At 41.4% G+C, this 21,313-nt stretch carries 11 protein-coding genes; 4 read left to right on the top strand and 7 right to left on the bottom strand.

Features of this window, described 5'->3' with window-relative positions:
• Positions 1–11: 11 nt before the first annotated feature.
• The 3 genes from accD to tamL form a co-directional block, all read right to left on the bottom strand.
• The gene (gene accD, locus ABDZ97_RS05420) at positions 12–857 is read right to left on the bottom strand and encodes an acetyl-CoA carboxylase, carboxyltransferase subunit beta (protein WP_343785556.1); all 846 of its coding nucleotides are present in this window, start codon (positions 855–857) and stop codon (positions 12–14) included.
• Positions 858–879: 22 nt separating this feature from the next.
• The gene (gene fbaA, locus ABDZ97_RS05415; RefSeq protein WP_343785554.1) at positions 880–1,947 is read right to left on the bottom strand and encodes a class II fructose-bisphosphate aldolase; all 1,068 of its coding nucleotides are present in this window, start codon (positions 1,945–1,947) and stop codon (positions 880–882) included.
• Between the two features lie 95 nt (positions 1,948–2,042).
• Positions 2,043–4,694, bottom strand: a complete 2,652-nt coding sequence (gene tamL, locus ABDZ97_RS05410) for a translocation and assembly module lipoprotein TamL (RefSeq protein WP_343785553.1) — start codon at positions 4,692–4,694, stop codon at positions 2,043–2,045.
• Positions 4,695–4,736: 42 nt separating this feature from the next.
• On the opposite strand from tamL, the gene ABDZ97_RS05405 reads away from it, so the two are divergent.
• Positions 4,737–5,465, top strand: a complete 729-nt coding sequence (locus ABDZ97_RS05405; protein ID WP_343785552.1) for a TrmH family RNA methyltransferase — start codon at positions 4,737–4,739, stop codon at positions 5,463–5,465.
• Here the strand turns inward: ABDZ97_RS05405 and ABDZ97_RS05400 are convergent.
• Positions 5,462–5,671 carry a LapA family protein gene (locus ABDZ97_RS05400; RefSeq protein ID WP_343785551.1) on the bottom strand — a complete coding sequence of 70 codons (210 nt, stop codon included), beginning with the start codon at positions 5,669–5,671 and terminating at the stop codon, positions 5,462–5,464. The genes ABDZ97_RS05405 and ABDZ97_RS05400 overlap by 4 nt on opposite strands.
• A 91-nt stretch (positions 5,672–5,762) precedes the next feature.
• Between ABDZ97_RS05400 and ABDZ97_RS05395 the strand changes: the two genes are divergently transcribed.
• The 3 genes from ABDZ97_RS05395 to ABDZ97_RS05385 are packed head-to-tail and all read left to right on the top strand — an operon-like array spanning position 5,763 to position 9,016.
• Positions 5,763–7,649, top strand: a complete 1,887-nt coding sequence (locus ABDZ97_RS05395; protein ID WP_343785550.1) for an LTA synthase family protein — start codon at positions 5,763–5,765, stop codon at positions 7,647–7,649.
• 4 nt (positions 7,650–7,653) lie between these two features.
• Positions 7,654–8,541 (top strand): diacylglycerol/lipid kinase family protein, encoded by an 888-nt coding sequence (locus ABDZ97_RS05390; RefSeq protein WP_343785549.1) that lies wholly within the window; start codon positions 7,654–7,656, stop codon positions 8,539–8,541.
• Position 8,542: 1 nt separating this feature from the next.
• Complete coding sequence (locus ABDZ97_RS05385) at positions 8,543–9,016, top strand: DUF1569 domain-containing protein (protein ID WP_343785548.1); 474 nt, start codon at positions 8,543–8,545, stop codon at positions 9,014–9,016.
• A gap of 178 nt (positions 9,017–9,194) precedes the next feature.
• Here the strand turns inward: ABDZ97_RS05385 and ABDZ97_RS05380 are convergent, their stop codons facing one another.
• The 3 genes from ABDZ97_RS05380 to ABDZ97_RS05370 all read right to left on the bottom strand — a co-directional run bounded on the left by ABDZ97_RS05380 (position 9,195) and on the right by ABDZ97_RS05370 (position 21,308).
• Positions 9,195–9,755 (bottom strand): PhnA domain-containing protein, encoded by a 561-nt coding sequence (locus ABDZ97_RS05380; protein ID WP_343785547.1) that lies wholly within the window; start codon positions 9,753–9,755, stop codon positions 9,195–9,197.
• A gap of 559 nt (positions 9,756–10,314) precedes the next feature.
• Entirely contained in the window at positions 10,315–11,169 is an 855-nt protein-coding gene (locus ABDZ97_RS05375) for a formylglycine-generating enzyme family protein (protein WP_343785546.1), read from the bottom strand.
• Between the two features lie 143 nt (positions 11,170–11,312).
• Positions 11,313–21,308 carry a PKD domain-containing protein gene (locus tag ABDZ97_RS05370; protein WP_343785545.1) on the bottom strand — a complete coding sequence of 3,332 codons (9,996 nt, stop codon included), beginning with the start codon at positions 21,306–21,308 and terminating at the stop codon, positions 11,313–11,315.
• Positions 21,309–21,313 lie beyond the last annotated feature (5 nt).

Genomic DNA, 21,313 nt, shown 5'->3' with positions numbered 1-21,313 from the left:
TATATCCGTTATTAATTTGCAAACAATTTCAATGACAAGGCGATTTGTTCTCTCACCTCACGTCTGTCTGCAATATAATCCAGGAAGCCATGTTCCAATACAAATTCCGCTGTCTGGAATCCATCCGGAAGATCACGACCAATGGTTTCTTTAACAACCCGTGGCCCGGCAAAACCGATCAATGCTTCCGGCTCTGCAATATTTATATCTCCCAACATAGCAAAAGAAGCCGTTACTCCACCTGTAGTAGGATCAGTAAGGTAACTGATATAAGGCAACTTATTATCCGCCAATTGTGTTAATTTACCACTTGTTTTTGCTAACTGCATTAATGAAATACCTGCTTCCATCATACGTGCTCCTCCTGATTTTGAAATAATCATAAAGGCACATTTTTTCTGGATTGCCTGATCAATTGCACGCGCAATTTTTTCACCGACAACCGATCCCATAGACCCACCGATAAAAGCAAAATCCATTGCTGCAATAACAATATCGTGTCCATCAATCGTTCCGTGAGCTGTTCGGATTGCATCGTTCAATCCTGTCTTCTTTACCGTCTGCTTAATTCTTTCCGTATACTTCTTAGTATCTTCAAATTTAAGCGGGTCACCTGATTTCAGCGTTTTATCAAACTCCGTGTATTTACCTTCATCAAATAAAAACTGAAAATACTCTTCCGCACCAATTCTGTCATGGTATGAACAACGATCACAAACGTAAATATTACTCTTGTGATCTTCAGATGTAATTACTGTCTTACATCTGGGACACTTGTGCCAAAGACCTTCCGGAGTCTCTTTCTTTTCTTTGGTAGATGTCGTTATCCCTTCTCTGTTTCTTTTGAACCAACCCATATAATCTTTTTTTCTTCGGTGATTAAAGTGTATTTACATTGTTCAAATCAGCGAAAGCCTGTTCCAATCGTTTTACAAAAGTCAACTCTCCTTCTCTCATCCATTTTCTAGGGTCGTAATACTTTTTATTCGGAACATCATCTCCTTCCGGGTTACCGATCTGCGTTTTCAGGTAATCAATTTTCCCCGCCACATAATCGCGTACTCCTTCTGTAAATGCAAATTGTAAATCGGTGTCAATATTCATTTTGATGACACCGTATCCAATTGCTTCTCTGATTTCTTCCAACGTTGACCCTGATCCGCCATGGAATACAAAATCAACCGGATTATCACCTGTATTAAACTTCTCTTTTATATATTCTTGTGAGTTTTTCAAAATCACCGGCTCCAGTTTGACGTTTCCGGGTTTGTATACTCCGTGAACATTCCCAAAAGCTGCTGCAATCGTAAATTTATCACTGATTTTCATTAACTCTTCATACGCAAATGCTACCTCATCCGGTTGTGTATACAACTTGGAACTATCAACTCCGGTATTGTCAACTCCGTCTTCTTCTCCTCCGGTAATCCCCAACTCGATTTCCAATGTCATCCCCATCTTAGACATTCTTGTAAGGTATTGCTTACAAATTTCAATGTTTTCTTCGATTGGTTCTTCAGACAAATCTATCATATGAGAACTGTACAATGGCTTTCCGGTCTGCTCAAAGTGCTTTTCACTTGCGTCCAGTAAACCATCAATCCATGGAAGTAATTTTTTCGCACAGTGGTCGGTATGTAGAATAACGGTTGCTCCGTATAACTCTGCCAATTCATGAATATGCTTTGCACCGGCTACTGCCCCTGCTATCGTCGCACGTTCACTCTCATTGGACAGACCTTTTCCTGCAAAGAAATGTGCTCCTCCGTTTGAAAACTGAATAATAACAGGTGAATTCAATTTCGCAGCCGTTTCCATAACAGCATTCACCGTACTAGAACTGGTTACGTTTACAGCAGGTAAAGCAAACCCTTTTTCTTTTGCGTATCTGAATATTTCTTTAACCTCTTCTCCGGTTGCTACACCCGGCTTTATTGAATGTCCCATGCTAATTTCTTACTTTTTCAAGTCGACAAAAGTAATAAAATATACCATTTACTTTTGTTAAGAGGCTAAAAAAGACTACCGGACATTTTGCTCCTTTAGAATGGGTAACCAATTGCCACGTGGAATCGCGGTGTGAATGGCATTGCTACCCCACTTTCGGTTTTGTAGTTCGGACCGTAGAATTCTTCTAACTCCTGGTAAAACGGCTCTCTTGAATTAAAGATCCATCTTGCGTTTTTCGGTAATGCAGGATTTCTCAAAGGGATCCCCACATCCACACGGATAATAAGGAAGCTCAAATCCAGACGAAGCCCTACCCCTCCCGCTACAGCTAATTGATTATACCACTCAGAAGTAAACTGACCTCCCGGACGGTTAACATCTTCACGCAATGACCAAACGTTCCCCGCGTCTAAAAAAGCGGCCCCTTTAAATAGTGTACCCGAACCAATATTAAAACGGTATTCAGCAGAAGCTCCGATGCGGATATCACCTATTTGCGTTGCTGTCCGGTTCGAATCCAGATAGTATTTATACCCCCCGGGACCTAACTCCCTCGCTCTCCACCCTCTGTTATCATTGGTTCCTCCCGCGAAAAAGGCGTAATCAAAAGGAAGTGATGTTTTTGAGTTACCATAAGGCAAACCTGCCCCAAGTTGCAATCTGTAGTTCAGTGATTTTTTCTTGCTGATATACTGATAGAATTTTAATTCATTATCCAGTCTTACAAACTGACTAAACGGCACTCCGAAGACCTCTCTAACTCCCAAATCATTCGGTTCTTTATTTGTATTTAACCAATCCAGAAGATTTCCGGCAAGATCAAACGAAGCGTTATAACTAATAATATGCTTTGTATTATCCAGCTTCACATTGGACCAGTTGTAATTCAAGCGGAAATCATGATAAATAAACTGATTCGAATAGGCATTTTGTAAGAACAAGTCGTTCAATATGTTCAACTGTTCTTCGAAGAAGGCTGACTTTTTAATCCCCACATATTTCACCCCTGTCAGAAAGGGTAACCCCATCTGGAACGCCTGCGTTTTACCTGACAACCATTTCCACAAATAGTTCAACTGAAACAAATTCCTTTCAAAATCAGCTCTTCTCTGAAAGTTATAAGCCAATGAAACCTCTGTTTTTGTCGCCTGTCTCTTTGAAAAGACAACCGGAGGTACAGGTCTCAAGCCAGGCACTTCAAGTTTGATGGTTGGTCCAAACTCAAATGTGTTAAAACTTCGGGATGCCGTCTTTATTTTCTGACCGGAGATGTCTTCATCAAAAATAGGAGGTTGAGACTCAAAACCTCCGGCAAATGAAATTGTAAGCTTTTCTGCCCCTCTGAACAGGTTCTTATGCGAATAATTGATCGATGCGGAAACCCCCAGATAACCATTGGAATTCGTTGCTCTCGGTTCAAATGTAAATGTCTGTACTTTTGCCGGAATGAGATAATAATGAACATCAACCTTATTTTCATTTTGCCGTTCCACCAGTACCGGTTTTATTGCCTGAAAGACGTCCATATCAAGTAACTGAGAGTAACTACGCTCCAGGTAATACCCTCTATACCAATGGGTATGCTCCAGGTAGTTTCTCATTTCAAGAATCTGAGGCTTGATGGTCAACTTACCATTATAAAGGAAGTACGCTTTTCTTACTTCAGCATTCTTGACATTGTCCGGCTCGTAGAAAAAAGTATCCAGCGTTTGTAAGAAATAGTCTTTTGTCAACGGAAGGTCCAATTCATCGACTCTTTGTTTAAAATTCCCGTCATAGTGTATTGTATCAGCAAGATGAAAGTACACATCTCCGACTTTGTATTGAACATGCGGGCGTTGAATCGTTGAATCACTGTCCTTTCTGATTCTTACTGATTTTTCTTTTACTCCTATACCCAAAGCAACGGTAAGATCAGTCGCATTAGTATCAGCTGTATAATAGATGTGATTAGGTGAAAACTCATAGAATGAATTATCTCTCATTTCTCTTGCCAACTTACTCCGCAGTCCATCCAACTGATCACTATCAAACTTTGTTTTCTTAGTAAATACATCATTTGAACTCAGGTAGTTTTCAATTGTTTTATTTACCCGTGAGTTCGCTGACAGATAATAAATACTATCAATCAGAAACGGCTTGCCTGTTTCTATATAGTAATGAACAATCGCCTTTTTCTTTTTCGGCTTATAGATAACCGTATCACGTACTGATGCATAATAATACCCCCTGTTCCTGAGCCACAGACTTAACTGTCCGGTAGATCGGTTAACAAGAGACGTATCGAGGATAACTGGTGGCTCACCTATTCCATACTTCAACCATTCTCTGAAAAAACGTCTTGGTTCGAGTGTATCTTTAAGATCAAGCGTCTTGCGTCTATAGGTTTCCTTTCCTTTCTCTACCGCGTTCTGGATTCGCTTTTCATTGATCCGTTTTTCTTTCGCGCGGATTTTCGCATTCTTCTCTCTTAATTTTTTATTTTTTTTGATTCGCTTTTCGCTGACTTTGGTACTATCTACCGAATTGTATAAGGTCAGACGTATTTTCAACCCCAGGTATTTATTGTTCGGATGAATTCGAAGTACCTCAGACATTTCATCTTCATCCACTTTATCACCGGAAACATGTATTTCATTTTTTTTCAGCAGATAACGACCTTCGGGAACATGACGCGTGATTTTACATCCTATCAAAAAAGGGAGTAAAAAGAGGATAATATGTGGTTGTTTTACTAATTTCACATCGCGAATCGTTTAACAAAAATAGAAAAACAATAGTTTCCGTTGCTATCCAAAAACCAAATAAAGTTTATCCGCTCTCTTCAGCAAAAGAAACAGCGGGATCTCCACAAACGATTTGTCGTTGAGGGAAGACGAAGTGTTACCGAACTTTTAGAATCGCATTCCGACTATCTTGATTTACTTGTTGTCACTACAACGTATCTCGATCAAAACAATGTATCAAAAAGTGTTCCCTTTGAAATCACAGACGAAATTACATTCTCCAAACTAACAAAATCCGTAACCCCCCAAGGTATTCTGGCTGTATTCAAACAACCTGAATTACACTATTCTGAACAATCTTTTATGCTTTTTCTGGACGGCATACAGGATCCCGGAAACATGGGAACTATTATTCGTCTTGCTGACTGGTTTGGTGTTAAACAGGTAGTCTGTAGTAATGACTGTGTAGAACTTTTTAATCCGAAAGTTGTACAATCTTCGATGGGCGCCGTATTCCGTGTTCCGGTAGTTTATCATCCCCTAGAGGATTTACTGACAAAAACATCTCTTCCGGTATACGGTGCTTTACTGGAAGGAGAATCTGTTTATCAGCAACCACTTGACTTCCATGGGATACTTGTTATGGGAAATGAAGGAAACGGCATATCTCCGGCAGTACTTCCCTACATAACAAAACCTGTTCTCATTCCTCGTTTCGGAGGAGGTGAGTCCTTGAATGTATCGACAGCAACGGGAATTTTACTTTCCGAATTCCGGCGTAATTCTTAGTTTTTTTTGGGCGGCTTTCTTGTCCAAACTCCTGAAAGATATCCAATCAGGAACACTACTGCGATCAGAATTACTAACGGCATTGAAAATCCGAAGAACAGAAAACTTACTTTAATCTGTTCAAGGTTTTGAGCTACAAAAATAAGTAGGAGTACAATCAATAAGATATTGATTACCTGCCTGAACGTAATATTATTATCTTTCACAATCCTTCTTTTTCTGAAAGTTAACTATTTTTCCGAAAGCAAGCAATTTGATTCCTGTTTTTCTGTTAATATTCTTGCTAGTTTTGTAGCAATGAAATCCATTCCAGCACATGTTCGGATTCTGTTCCTATTAATGGGAGTAACCCTGGTAGGATTATCCTTTACCAAGATTCTTTTTTATGCGGTTAATCAGCATGCATTTCCCGAGGTTGGTTTTCTTGACTTAGTAGCTGCCCTTTGGTTCGATGTTATAACCATTTCTCTTGTTTTCTACCCGTTCATCCTTCTTTGGTTGATTCCCGTTCGTTTTAGAGGGAACAAATATTACCAATATGTATTCCGGTTTTTGTTTTTCATCACCAACGGATTAGCTATCGGTATCAACCTGATGGATGTTATTTATTTTCAATACACTTCTAAACGCTCCACGTTTGATTTGTTTTCGATGGTAGGGTATGAACAGGACATGAACCGGCTCTGGGAAACATTTATTATTGATTTCTGGTGGGTAATACTCATTTATATTGTTCTTCTTTTTCTATCTGATAAAGCTTTCCGGATCATCTTTCGAATATTTGGAAATTTTTCAGACAAACGATTTCGCCCTCAAATCATCAGTCTTATTATTCTGATCCCGGTTTTTATTGTGACAGGACGGGGAGGTTTCGGTCTGAAACCGGTAAGTGTGATTAATGCAGCACAATATACGCGACCTGAAAACACGGCGTTTGTCATAAACACTGCTTTCACTATGATTAAGTCGTTTAATGAGAACGGACTCGAACCGGTTCGTTTCTTTAAACAAGAAAGGGCTGAACAACTTTTTTCTCCGATTCGAAAAACCGGAGATCAAACAGAGATCCAACTTCCCGATTCAACAAACGTGATGATAATCATTCTTGAAAGTTTTGGGAATGAATGGGTGGGGAAAGACGAGAATAATAAAAGTTTTACACCTTTTTTCGATTCATTATGTTCACAAGGACTTTTCTTCAGGAACAGTTTTGCTAATGGGAAAAAATCGATTGAAGCTGTACCGGCAATCCTTGCTTCTGTACCCGGTTTTTTAGACAATCCTTATATTTCTTCCCGCTATTCATCCAACAAATTAACCGGAATCGGGAATCTTTTCAAGAAGCAGGGATATTCAACCTCTTTCTTCCATGGTGCTACCAACGGCTCTATGAATTTTGCCGGTTTCTCAGCCCTTGTGGGATATGACAGTTATTTTGGAAGGACAGAATACAATAATGAAGCAGATAATGATGGAACCTGGGGAATTTACGACCACAAGTTTCTTCCATGGACAGCCCGGCAACTCAGCAAAGAAAAACAACCCTTTCTATCGACTTTATTCACATTGAGCTCACATCACCCCTATAAAGTACCTGATGAGTTCAAGAGCCAACTTCGTAAAGGCCCTCATCCGATTTGCCGTTCTATCAATTACACTGATCTTTCCCTACGCCTGTTTTTTGAAGAAGCGAAAAAGCAGGACTGGTATGAAAATACTGTTTTTGTATTTGTTGCTGATCACACACCTGCCAGTTGGTCTGACTATTACGGGCAGCGAATCGGAATGTATCGAATTCCAATTTTATTCTACTCTCCTTCCGGTAAAATTCCAGCTAAAGAACAGAACGAAATTTTTCAGCAAATTGATATCTACCCCAGTCTTGCTGACCTGTTAGGGTTTAAAGAAACGATTTATACATACGGACAATCTTTTCTATCCAGAGAGTATCCTCCTTATGCTATAACGTATCTGGAAGGAACGTATCAATTGTTCATGGATAACTATCTTTTTACATACACCAATGAAAAAACGAAACAGTTATTCAATTTTCAACTAGATTTGTCGCTTGAAAAAGATTTGCTGAAAGAAACACCGTATAAGAAGTATGAAAACTTCCTGAAAGCTATCATTCAGCACTTCAATAATGATTTAAGACTAAACAAGACACACATTTCCGAGTAAACGAATGAAAAAGCGTGTTCTCTTCATTATCAACCCCAAATCGGGGGTAAGCAGGAAACATAATATTCCTGAGCTTATATCATCCTACCTGGATGACGTAAAATTTGATGCTGAGATCAAGTTTACAAAATACAGTGGACACGGTTATAAACTGGCAAAAGAAGCTGTGCACGATGGATACGATGTTGTCTGTGCTGTTGGTGGTGACGGATCTGTACACAATATAGGAATGGCATTGATAAATGCCGATACCATCCTGGCTGTCATACCCACCGGTTCCGGAAACGGATACGCCAGACATTTTGATATTCCCGTACGAATAAAACAGGCAATCCTTACACTTAATCAAATGAAAATTCGTCAGGTTGACGTTGGAATGTTGAACCACAAGTATTTTCTCGGAGTTGCCGGATTTGGATTTGACGGACATATTTCGGGAAAGTTTGTCAAACGAAAAAAGCGAGGGATTCGCGGATATATTCTGCTAGTACTGAAGGAATATTTCAGGTATGGACAACAGGAATTTGAAATTGAATTTGGCAATGGAAGAGTTATCCGGCAAAAGGCTTTTATGGCCAGTATTGCAAATATCTCCGAATTTGGAAATAGTTTCCGTATTTCTCCCTTTGCAGATGCTCAGGACGGGAAGTTTGAATTAATTTTACTACGTAAACCTAACCTTTTTCAGGTTCCGTTTATTCTTCGTGATTTTTTTAAAGGAAAAGCGCATACATCGAGGTTGGTTCAGACATTCCGGTTTGAAGAAGCAAAGATTTCGACCAAATCAAGCCGGTTCCATGCAGATGGAGAACCCGTATCACTTTCTAATCCTATAAAAATCCGTGTACAACCTAAAGCTTTACAAATTGTTGTCGGAGAAAATTATGCTTAATATGAACTATATAACACCAGATCTTGTAACAATCTTACATCATCTTGATCAGCTTAAATCAGATGCTCAGCCTTTGTGGGGAACAATGTCTGCTCAGGAAATGGTAGAACACCTAACGGATGGCGTCAAAATGTCTTACGGGAAACTGATAATCCCTCTGGAAATCAAAGAAGATCAGATTGAAAAAGCCCAGGGGTTTCTGGATAGTGAACATCCTTTTCCGAAAGAGTTTAAAGCTGCATTTGTACCCAAAGAGATTACGCTCCGACATGAAGAACTGGAGTTGGCAATCGATGAATTTACCATGGAGTGGGTCGACTATCTGGATTATTATGAAGAGAATCCTACTGCAAAGCACTTACACCCCTATTTCGGAGAGTTAACTTTTGATCAGTGGCAGCGTCTTCAATCCAAACACATCACCCATCACCTGACGCAGTTTGGAATTCCAATTAGCGAAGAAGAAGTAGCGTAAAATATGTTTGAGATACTTGTCTATCCCATTCCGTTTGCCATCCTCTTCGGGTTAGGAAATTACATATACTTTCGCAAGCAAGGCTATCGATCATACGGGCTTCTATATATGAGCATTGTCGTATTTTACGCCCTTGGTGTAATGCTCACACAATTCTTTTTCGGGAAATAACTGATGCTTATTTCTTCACGTACTGCGTAAGGATTACAATACGTTGTCCTTCTACTTTTCCTTCAATTTGTTCAGGGTTATCATGAACAAGTGTAATATTACGAACCGCGGTTCCTCTTTTTGCCGTGAAATTAGCTCCTTTGACTTTCAGGTCTTTAATCAGAACAACCGAATCTCCGGCAAATAACTCAGCGCCGTTACTATCCACATGTTTAGGCGTATTTTCAGCATCGACTCCTGATTTAGCCCACTTTTCGGTTTCTTCATCCATGTAGAACATATCAAGAAGATCATTCGGCCATCCTTCTGACTTAAGTTTGTTCAACATCCTCCAGGCAACAACTTTCACTACCGGAGTTTCGTTCCACATACTGTCATTTAAACAACGCCAATGATTGGCCTCAATCTCTTCTTCATCTGATAACTGGCTAAAACAAGTTGTACAAACATGTATACATTCATCCGGACTACTTCCCGGTTTCGGCTCAACAACAAATACTTTCAGTCCTTCTGTTGCTCCACAAAGTTCACACACATTTCCACTACGCGCTGCCAGTTCTTTTTCCATGATACGTTGTATTATAAATGCGGCGCAAGATACGGATTATTCATCAGAATATGAGTACCTGTCACACTTCGAATAGAAATATCCCCCGGAATCAATTTTGAAATATAGCTTTCTTTCCTATTTGACTATTTTTCAAAATGTCTTTTTTGTTCTGCATATTGCAGTCGTCTGTAATCCTTACTGTGATAAACGCCCAAAATTAAATATAACCCTGGAAAGAAAGCAAAAAACCTAAGCAGTAAAAACTCTTCGTAAATGATACTAATACAAACAGGAATCATAAAAAGTATACATGGCATTAAAAACCGGACGTGTACATTCTTGAACGGATAATAAATCACCAAATGAACCAAAAGTATTGTACATATCACAATAAAAAGTACCAACGCAGTTACGATAAACCACATATGTTTATTCAATTGCTCAAAAAGCAATAAGTAGTTTAGAACAGACCATAGTATCCCCCCTGCTACCGTGTAGAAAAGATAATGCTCACTGTACCTTCGCAAACGATTACGACTAGTTTTAGTCATTTTACAAATCAATGTGTTATCTATGACTATATTGAAAAAACTACTCTAAAACCAACTTTACAAGAAGTTTCCTGATATGAAGATAAACTTTGTAAACGAACATCATACCCCAAATCACTCCAGGAACCACCTACAGCCTCTCCTTCTCGTGCTGTCATTTCCGAAACATTTCCATTCAGGTTATAGACACCAAACTCAGAAGGCCAGTAACTCTTTTTATGTGCTATCAAGTACGTTTCTTTTTCTTCAGAAAACTTGTTCCCTTCTACAACTGTAAGACTTCCTTCTTCATCTCGTGTAACAAATGACTGAGGAATACAGGTGAAATTACAAAGAAAATTTCCTTTTGCGTTACGCATATACGCCCCCTTCCATGCATACGAACTCCATAAATCATCACCTGCTCCGGCACGAATCAGCTCTGCCCGTTCGGGCAACCTTACCTTTACCCGTACACCCGCTTTCTTAAGCTCCTCGTTGATCTTTTTTTCAACCCATTTACAATAGAGTTTTGCTCCTTCAAACGTAATATTCACCACCGGATAATCAGCAAAAGCAGAATGTGTGTGATACAACTCCGAAAATGTTTTCAGGTTCATATTTTCGAATTCTGAATTCCAATTCTCATTTCTGATCCTCGCTTGTCTCCGTTCTTCTTCAGTTCCATTTTCCTCTAGTTCCCTCAAAAACTGATTATATTCGCGGTTAGAAACTTCATACGTCTTGATATAGTATGTCTGTAGAGACAGCGTATCTGAATCAACTTTTGCCAAACCACCCGGAATCAATTTATACTCCTCTCGCAATGTCTTCGGCAACTTTATTGCCGATGAAAGGAAAATCAGACTAAAAAATGAACAGGTAAATAGTTTTAAATTCATAGTTTGTATTTTCTCAAATAACACTTAATTAATTAAAAGTTACATACTACTGACTCTATTGAATAACAACATACTAAACCTAATAAAAAAAATAGGTGGCACTATGCACCACCTACTCTATCTTGATTCTTTAAACTCTGAAGTTAGCGGATTAAAGTAACGTGTCCTGTGATCACTTCTCTCCTATCTGTCGTCTCATTTTTAAATGAAATTCGCCAGACATATACTCCATCTTCAACCAACTGGCCTCCGTACGTTCCGTCCCAACCAAATTCCGCATCGTTTGATTCAAACAGAACTTCTCCCCAACGGTTAAAGATCAACAAATTATAGTCATAAGGATCAAACCCTTGAGAAAACACAGGAGTAAATGTTTCATTAAACTCATCATTATCCGGAGTAAAAGCATTCGGCACATAATAAATCACCTCCTGAACAACCTGAACCTGACGCGTTATACTATCTACACAACCTGCATTATTCATTGCATATAACGTGATATCATATACACCCGGTTGTTCTGCATAGGTAACCGTCGGAGAGGTTTCTGTCGAAAACGATTCATTTCCAAAATTCCAATAGTAGCTATCTGCATCTACCGAAGTATTGAATATATGTAACGTTGGAGATACGGTAGTCATTTGTCCTGATGGTTCTGTGTAGAAATTAGCAACCGGATCAGGGTAGACACAAATCATATCCTGTTCGGCATAACTGGTTCTACAGCCTTCTATTGTAGTTGCTGTCAAAGCGACAGAATAACATCCTGGCTGGGTGAAATTATGAGTTACCGATGAACATCCTGTTGCAACTGTACCATCACTAAATGTCCATTGACAGTTATCCAGATTACCTGTCGATTGATTTGTAAACGTAACTGTTAAAGGAGAGCATCCTTCCAGCGTGTCTGCAACAAATGTAACTACCGGGTTCGGCACCACATATACTGTAAGGTCATCTGTATTTTGACATCCGTACTGATCTGTCCCTGTTACCGTATAAACTGTGGTGTCTAATGGAATAAACGGCACTCCATCATAAACACCATTATCCCACACATACGTCACTGCTCCGGAAGCTGTCAGCAGAACCGTTTCTCCGGCACAAGAAACAATATCATTTCCTGCAAATACTGTCGGTAAATCATGAACTGTCACCAAAACGCTCCCTGTTTCTGTATTTACGCAAGCTGTTGTACTAGCATCCTGAACTCCCACCAACTCATACTGGTAAGCGCCTATAGCATTTGTAGGAACTGTTATAGAAACGGTATTCCCTGTTGATACAATCGTCTGGTTAGCACCTCCGTTTATGGTGTAAGTAAACGTATAAGGAGCAGTTCCATTCACCCCGGTGAAAGTAACCTGAGAAGCTGCCCCATTAATACATAAATCTGCATTTCCTGAAATAGTTGCCTCCGGTAGTCGGTTTACAATAACTGTAGCAGAACCATTTTGTGTTTGTTCGCAAGATACCACGCCTGCATCTGAGACACTTAACAGAGAGTATGTAAAGGTTCCATATACGGTTGTAGGCACTGAAACCGTTGCTGTAGTACCACTCGACACAACAGTTTGACCGGGTCCTCCGTTAATACTATATGTAAACGTATAAGGAGCGGTTCCTCCTGCCCCGGTAAATGTAATGATTGGTTCAGCAGCATTCTGACACACTTCTGTATCTCCATTGATTGTGGCTGTTGGAAGCGGATGTACCGTTACTACAGACGTTCCCGACTGGCTTTGTGAACAAGTAGTCGAAGAACCATCCTGAACACTGATCAATTCATACGAAAAACTACCAACCACACCTGTCGGAACGCTAACTGTAGCACTGTTACCTGTTGACACAACAATCTGATTAGTTCCTCCGTTAATCGAATAGGTAAATGTATAAGGAGCAGTGCCGTTATTCCCTGAGAAAGTAATCATCGGAGACGTACCATTCTGACAAACGTCAGTTGTCCCTGAAATAGTTGCCGTTGGCAATGGATTAACAGTTATAGAAACGGTTCCTGACTGATTTTGAATACAGGCTGTAGAAGATGCATCCTGAACACTAACGAGGCTATACGTTAAAGTACCAACTGTCCCTGTAGGAACATCCACTGTTGCTATATTACCCGTTGAGACTACTGTTTGCGCAGCTCCTCCGTTAATTGTATAGGTAAACGTATAAGGAGCAGTTCCATTAGCTCCGATAAACGTTACTTGTGGTTCAGTATCATTCTGACAGACTACAGTTGTACCTGCGATTGTTGCTGTAGGCAATGGATTCACGGTGATGGTAGTACTGCCTGACTGATTTTGGTAACAGGCTGTCGCGCTTGCGTCCTGAACACCAACCAATTCATAAACAAATGTTCCAACCGTTCCTGTCGGAGCGCTAACTGTCGCCGAATTCCCTGTTGATGTAACATTTACTACTGCTCCTCCGTTTATCGTATACCTGAAAGTATAAGGAGCAGTTCCATTAGCTCCGGTAAACGTTACCACAGGCTGGGTGGCATTTTGACAAACTTCTGTAGTCCCAGAAACTATCGCAGTAGGCAGTGGATTTACAGTTACTGATGCATTTCCTGACTGGTTTTGTATACAAGCAGTAGAAGATGCATCCTGAACACTGATCAGACTGTAGTTAAATGTTCCTACAGTTCCGGTAGGGACAGATACTATTGCCGTATTACCGGTTGAGGTAACAGTTTGAACAGTACCTCCGTTTATCGTATACGTAAATGTGTAAGGAGCGGTTCCATTGGCTCCGGTAAAAGTAATATCAGGACTCGCCTCATTCTGACAGACAATCGTTGTACCGCTTATTGTCGCAGTTGGCAATGGATTTACAATTATAGTTACACTTCCCGACTGATTTTGAGAACAAGTTGTAGAAGATGCATCCTGAACACTGATCAGCTCGTAGGTATACGTCCCAACTATTCCGGTGGGCACAGATACCGTTGCGGTATTACCTACAGAAGTAACTGTTTGAGATGCGCCACCATTTATCCTGTATGTAAATGTATAAGGAGCCGTACTATTGGAACCAACAAATGTTACCGTTGGTGAGGTCCCTGACTGACACACTTCTGCATCCCCTGATATTGTAGCTGTCGGCAGTGGATTAACGAGTACACTGGCAACACCTGACTGGTTTTGAATACACGCTGTAGAACTTGCATCCTGAACACTGATCAGATTGTAGTTAAATGTCCCCACAGTTCCGGTGGGAACAGATACTGTAACCGAATTTCCGGTAGAAGTAACCGACTGATTTGCTCCCCCATTAATGGTATAGGTAAAGGTATAGGGAGCCGTTCCATTAGCCCCTGTAAACGTCACATTTGGAGAAGTCGAATTTTGACAAACTTCTGTCGTACCTGTAACTGTTGCTGTTGGTAATGGATTCACCTGTATGGTAACACTCCCTGACTGGGATTGAGAACATGTGGTAGAACTTGCATCCTGAACACTGATCAAATCATAAACAAATGTACCTACAACACCTGTGGGAGCTGATATATTCGCCGTACTTCCTGTTGATACGACTGTTTGAATCGCTCCTCCGTTTATTGTGTAAGAAAATGTATATGGTGCCGTACCATTCGATCCGGTAAATGTTACTGTAGGTGCAGCTCCATTCCGACAAACGATTGCGTCGCCGTCAATGGTTGCCAAAGGCAGAGGATTCACCTGAATCGAAACGGTTCCTGACTGGGTTTGCGAACAATTTGTAGGACTCGAATCCTGAACACTGACAAGATCATACACATACGTTCCTGCAGTTGATGTCGGAACCGATAAAGTAGCTTGGTTTCCGGAAGAGACAACTGTTTGTGGAGTCCCTCCGTTTATCGTGTACGTGAATGTATAGGGAGCAACACCATTAGCTCCCGTTAACGTTATCACAGGAGCTACCCCGTCCTGACAAACCTCAGCATTCCCGGAAATAGTTGCTGTCGGTAATGGATTTACCGTCACCGTCTCTGTACCAGTTTGCCCTTGAGAACAGGTATTACTACCCGATTCTTCAACACGTATTAAATTATAAGTAAACGTACCTACAGTTCCGGTCGGAACACTAACTGTAGCGATATCACCTGTGGAAGTAACCGTTTGAACAGTTCCTCCGTTCACAGTATAGGTAAACGTATAAGGAGCTGTAGCTCCGGCTCCTGTAAATGTAATATCCGGTGATGCATCATTCTGACAAACAATGGTCGTCCCTGACACTGTAGCGGTTGGTAACGGATCAAGAGTTACCACTACATTATCCGTATTAACACATCCGTTTGCATCTGTTCCGGTAACTGTATACGTTTGGGTTGTCCCGGGAGTAAAACTTACTCCATTTGTTACACTATTGTCCCAAACATAAGTTACTGCCCCACTACCATTCAATGTAGTAGAGGCTCCGGTACAAATTGAATAGTCTGTTCCGGCAAATACAGCCGGAAGAGGGTTAACGACAAGAGTGACATTAGCTATTGAGTCACATCCGGTAGCAGAAACAAAGGTCTGCGAATAAGTTCCTGAAGTTGTCTGTGGCAAACCATGAATGACCATTGACTCTCCCTGACAAATCTGGAACGAGTAATTGGTTACAATATCCAGGTTTTCCGTTACAGTAAAAGGAGCCGATGTCCCGATACATCCCTCCGGACTTGTAACTGTAACTGTAATCGGGTTATCTGCCTCTGTTGCAGTAATAGTTTGACTACTAGCTCCTGTTGACCAGTTATACGCTATATATCCACTTCCTGCATTTAATCCGGCACTGTACCCTTCACAATACTCATCTGCACCTGTTATTACCGGAACAGGATTGGAATTCACAGTAACTGTAGCAGTTCCTGTCTCGCTTTGAAAACAAGTTGTTGAACTTGCATCCTCGACACTAACAAGGTTAACATTAAAGGTTCCTGCTACCGAAGACGGAATGGTAACAATAGCATCATCTCCTGTCGAAGTTATTGTCTGATTTGATCCGCCATTAATAGTATAGGTAAAAGTATAAGGGGCAGTTCCATTTGATCCTGAAATTGTTATATCTGCATCAGGATCTCCAACACAAATCGAAGTTGTTCCGAAAATAGTTGCTGTTGGTAATGGATTTACAATAATATTTACACTACCGGTCTGTAGTTGAGAACAGGTCGTCGAACTTGCATCCTCGACACTTATAAGGTCATAAGTATAGGTTCCCGGAACCAAAGTAGAAACTGTTACAGTTGCATTATTCCCAACTGATGTTACCGTTTGTGAAGCACCTCCATTAATGGTATACGTAAAAGTATAAGGAGCCGTTCCGTCTGCTCCTGTGAAGGTAACCGATGGAGAAGTTGCATTCTGACAAATCTCTGTTGTTCCGGAAATAGTTGCTGTTGGCAATGGGTTTACACTTATCGTTGCCGAACCTGACTGAGCCTGAGAACAAGTTGTCAAAGATGCGTCCTGCACAGCAACAAGATCAAAAATAAAGTTCCCTACAGTTCCCGTTGGCACAATAACCTGTGCTGTGTTTCCAACCGAAACGACTGTTTGTGCAGCACCTCCGTTAATGGTATATGTAAAGGTATAAGGTGCAGTTCCATTAGCTCCGGTAAAGGTAACTGATGGAGATGCATCATTCTGACACACTTCGGTTGTACCAGTAATTGTTGCTGTTGGTAATGGGTTCACAAGTACTGTAACGAGATCTGATTGGCTCTGCGAACAAGAAGTTGAACTTGCATCTTCAACATTTACTAACTCATATACAAATGTACCGGCAACTCCTGTTGGAACAGATACCGTTGCACTATTTCCCGTTGAAGTTACTGTCTGAACAGCTCCATTGTTAATTGTATATGAAAAAGTATAAGGAGCTGTTCCGTTAGCTCCCGTAAAAGTTATAACCGGAGAAGTTCCATTCTGACACACTTCGGTTGTCCCCATTATCGTAGCTGTTGGTAATGGATTTACAGTAATTGTCACTCCTCCTGTCTGAGGCTGGCTACATAAAGTTGAACTTGCATCCTCAACACTTATTAGTTCATAAGTAAAACTCCCTGCACTACCTGTTGGCACAGATACTATTGCACTATTTCCTGTAGAGGTTACTGTTTGTGCAGCTCCTCCACTTATTGAATAGGTAAAGGTATAAGGTGCGGTTCCGTTAGCTCCCGTAAAGGTAACCGATGGAGGCGCATCATTCTCACAAACTTCTGTTGCTCCGGAGATGATTGCGGTAGGAAGTGGATTCACGATCACTGTTACCGTTCCGGCTTGACTTTGCACACATGCTGTAGAAGAAGCATCCTGAACACTTAGTAAGTTATAATTGAACGTTCCTGCTGCTCCTGTAGGAACGGAAACAGTTGCTGTATTACCTGTTGAAACAACAGTTTGACTGGCTCCTCCATTTATATTATAAGTGAATGTGTAAGGAGCGGTTCCGTTAGCTCCCGTAAAGGTAACTGATGGAGAAGTTCCGTCCTGACAAACATCTGTTGTACCAGTAATTGTCGCTGTTGGTAACGGATTTACAACAATAGTCGCTGTACCTGTCTGTGCTTGTGAACAGGTTGTCGAACTTGCATCCTGAACACTTATCAAATCATATACAAATGTTCCTGCACTACCTGTTGGCACCGATACGGTAACTGTATTTCCGACTGAGGTAACCGTTTGATTCGCACCACCGTTAATCGTATAGGTAAAGGTATAAGGTGCAGTTCCATTAGCCCCGGTAAAAGTAACAGAAGGGGAGGCTGAATTCTGACAAATTTCCGTATCTCCTGATAGTATTGCAGTGGGCAATGGATTTACAACAACAGTCACTGTTCCTGTCTGTGTCTGTTGACAGACAGAGGCGCTGGCGTCTTCCACATTGACAAGTTCTATCGTGTAAGTACCTACAGTTCCGGTGGGAATAGAAACCATTGCCGTATTACCTGTAGAGATTACTGTTTGTGCTGCTCCTCCATTAATAGTGTACGTAAAAGTATAAGGAGCGGTTCCATTTGCCCCCGTGAATGTAACAGACGGAGACGCATCATTCTGACAAACAACCGTTGTTCCTGCTATTGTTGCTGTTGGAAGCGGATCTATCTGAATGGTAGCTGTTCCTGTTTGATTCTGGATACAAGTTGTCGAAGAAGCATCCTGAACACTTACCAATTCATAGGTAAAAGTTCCGGCACTACCTGTTGGGGCACTCACCGTTGCCGAATTACCTGTTGAAACAACTGTTTGTGTAGCACCTCCATTAATAGTGTACGTAAAAGTATAAGGAGCGGTTCCATTTGCCCCCGTGAATGTAACAGACGGAGACGCATCATTCTGACAAACAACCGTTGTTCCTGCTATTGTTGCTGTTGGAAGTGGGTTTACAAGTATTATTGCTGTTCCTGTTTGGTTCTGGGCACAAGTTGTCGAAGAAGCATCCTGGACACTTACCAATTCATAGGTAAAAGTACCGGAACTACCTGTTGGGGCACTCACCGTTGCTGAATTACCTGTCGAAACAACTGTTTGAGTAGCACCTCCATTAATAGTGTACGTAAAGGTATAGGGAGCGGTTCCATTGGCCCCCGTGAATGTAACAGATGGAAACACATCATTCTGACAGACATCAGTTGTTCCATTAATTGTTGCTGTTGGTAACGGATTAACAGTTACTGTTACCTGATCGGAACCTGTACATCCATTAGCATCTTCTCCGTTTACTGTATATGTGGTCGTTGTTGCAGGACTTATTGTATGAGAAGCTCCTACCCCCAAGCCATTATCCCAGGTATAGGTTACTCCGCCAGTTGCTGTAATTGTGGTCGATTCACCCTCACAAATTACCTGATCGGCTCCTGCATCTATAGGTGCATCCGGTAAAACAATAACTGTAATTGCATCCGTATCCTGACAACCATTATTATCTGTTCCTGTCACCGTATACGTGGCTGTTCCACCCGGAGTAAATGTCACACCATCCGTTACACCATTAGTCCATGAGTAGGTATTTGCTCCGCTTCCCGTTAAAGTAACAGGAGTCCCTATACAAACAGAAAAATCCGATCCTGCATCAACAACCGGATTTGCATATACCGTTACATCAACCTGGTCTGTATTTGTACAACCTGCTGCTGAAGTACCGGTAACCGTATAGGTTACTGTCCCCACTCCCGGAGTAAAAGCGACTCCATTTGTCACACTGTTATCCCATGTGTAACCTGTTGCATTTCCCGTCGCAGTAAGTGTCACGGTACTGCCTTCACAAACTGCCTGATCTATTCCTCCATCAACAACAGGTAAAGGATTAACGGTAACCGTCACCTGATCTGTCTCTGCACATCCTGTAGCATTTGTACCAGTAAGCGTATAGGTTGTTGTCGTTGTTGGTGTAAACGCGACACCATCTACAACCCCATTGTTCCATGAAAAATTGTCTGCACTTCCTGTAGCTGAAAGAGTAACTGATTCTCCGGCACATATTACCTGATCAGTCCCAGCATTCACTATTGGATTAGGATTTACTACTACTTGTATCTGATCTGTATTTGTACAACCACTACTTGAACCTGTAACGGTATAAGTAGTCGTACTACCTGGTGACACGGAATGAGAAGCTCCTGCCCCCAAGCCATTATCCCAATTGTAGTTCGTTGCTCCGGTAGCAGTTATTGTCGCTGCGTCTCCGACACAAATAGCCTGATCCGATCCTGCAGATACTACAGGAAGTGGGGTTACATTTACTGTTGTTGATGAAGTATTTGAACATCCTCCTGAACTCCCTGTCACCGTATAAGTGGTGGTTGTAGCCGGCGAAACCGTATGTGAAGCTCCGGCTCCGACACCATTATCCCAGCTATAGTTAGTTGCCCCGGCAGCAGAAATCGTTGTTGACTGCCCCTGGCAAATAGTAACATCGGCAGAAGAAGTAACATTTAGTGGTGTGACACTAACAGTCACAGAAGAAGTATTCTGACATCCGTTCGTTGTTCCTGTCACCGTATAGGTTGTTGTTGCCCCCGGACTCACTGTATGTGACGCTCCTGCTCCCAAACCATTATCCCAGGTATAAGAATTTGCTCCCGTAGCTGTCAAAGTAGTACTTGCTCCCTGACAAATAGAAACATTTGCTCCTGCTCCGACTGTTGGTAATGGATTCACATTCACAGTAACCTGATCAGTTGAAACACATCCCGCAGCAGATCCTCCGGTAACTGTATAAGTTGTGGTTACTCCCGGAGATACACTGTGCGAAGCACCTCCACCAAGTCCGTTATTCCAGTTGAATGTTGAAGCTCCTGTTGCAGTCAATGTAACCGATTCTCCTGCACAAATTGTAACATCTGATCCTGCATTCGTAGTAGGAAGAGGTTCAACCGTTATCGTTGTCTGATCCGAGGAATTACAAGGAAAAGAACCAATACTATAATTGATAGTGTGTGTTCCGGGACCGGCTGCAGCAGGGTTAAATATTCCTGTAGCAGAAACACCGGGACCAGACCAGTTCCCTCCCATACTTGCCGCGTTCAACTGAAAAGATGACGAGCTAATACAAACGGGACCAACCGGGGCAATTGTAGCGTCCGCCGGCCCGGTTTGAGCACCGGGAGGTGGTCCTAATTCAAGGGTAAAGGAAGTACTTCCGGGGTTGGAGTAGTTTTGAACAATAATCATAATCTCCTGACCTGCCACAACGTTAGGAGCAGGTACGTCCGAATTACAACCAAATGCATTTCCGAATTGCACACACCCTCCCGAGAAATCGGCATAATTACAACCGATAACGTTTCCTGCATTTTGAATTGCATTACAAGGAGCTACACCTTCAGGCACATTAAAAATTGCCACATCAATATAACCGTTGTTGGAATTACCGTTTACCAACAAGTTTAGCGGTCCTGATTCTGTTATGTGTAGTGTAATAAAACCGTATGAATGGTTTCCTGCCATCCCCGTATTACACCCTGCATTAACAAAACTTCCCCCCGCATAAGCTCCACCGGTAGCTGTAAAACCAAATGCAGGAGAAACACCGGGCGTACAAATTGTTGCATCAACTGTACATTGTGCTGTTATCTTTTCGGTTGAAAAGATAAACAGGAACAAAATCAAAAAAAGGTAAGAAAGGTGTCTTCTGTGTGTAGTAATTTTTACCATAGGCA

The organism is Wandonia haliotis, assembly GCF_039523435.1.
In the GTDB taxonomy this organism is placed as follows: domain Bacteria; phylum Bacteroidota; class Bacteroidia; order Flavobacteriales_D; family Crocinitomicaceae; genus Wandonia; species Wandonia haliotis.
Note: the sequence above shows the minus strand (reverse complement) of the source record. Positions and strands in the feature narration are given on the sequence as shown.

Bases quoted from the DNA above. Each gene is read 5' to 3' on its own strand.
- accD (WP_343785556.1), bottom strand. From the start codon at position 857: ATGGGTTGGTTCAAAAGAAACAGAGAAGGGATAACGACATCTACCAAA.
- fbaA (WP_343785554.1), bottom strand. From the start codon at position 1,947: ATGGGACATTCAATAAAGCCGGGTGTAGCAACCGGAGAAGAGGTTAAA.
- ABDZ97_RS05395 (WP_343785550.1), top strand. From the start codon at position 5,763: ATGAAATCCATTCCAGCACATGTTCGGATTCTGTTCCTATTAATGGGA.
- ABDZ97_RS05390 (WP_343785549.1), top strand. From the start codon at position 7,654: ATGAAAAAGCGTGTTCTCTTCATTATCAACCCCAAATCGGGGGTAAGC.
- ABDZ97_RS05385 (WP_343785548.1), top strand. From the start codon at position 8,543: ATGAACTATATAACACCAGATCTTGTAACAATCTTACATCATCTTGAT.
- ABDZ97_RS05380 (WP_343785547.1), bottom strand. From the start codon at position 9,755: ATGGAAAAAGAACTGGCAGCGCGTAGTGGAAATGTGTGTGAACTTTGT.
- ABDZ97_RS05375 (WP_343785546.1), bottom strand. From the start codon at position 11,169: ATGAATTTAAAACTATTTACCTGTTCATTTTTTAGTCTGATTTTCCTT.
- ABDZ97_RS05370 (WP_343785545.1), bottom strand. From the start codon at position 21,308: ATGGTAAAAATTACTACACACAGAAGACACCTTTCTTACCTTTTTTTG.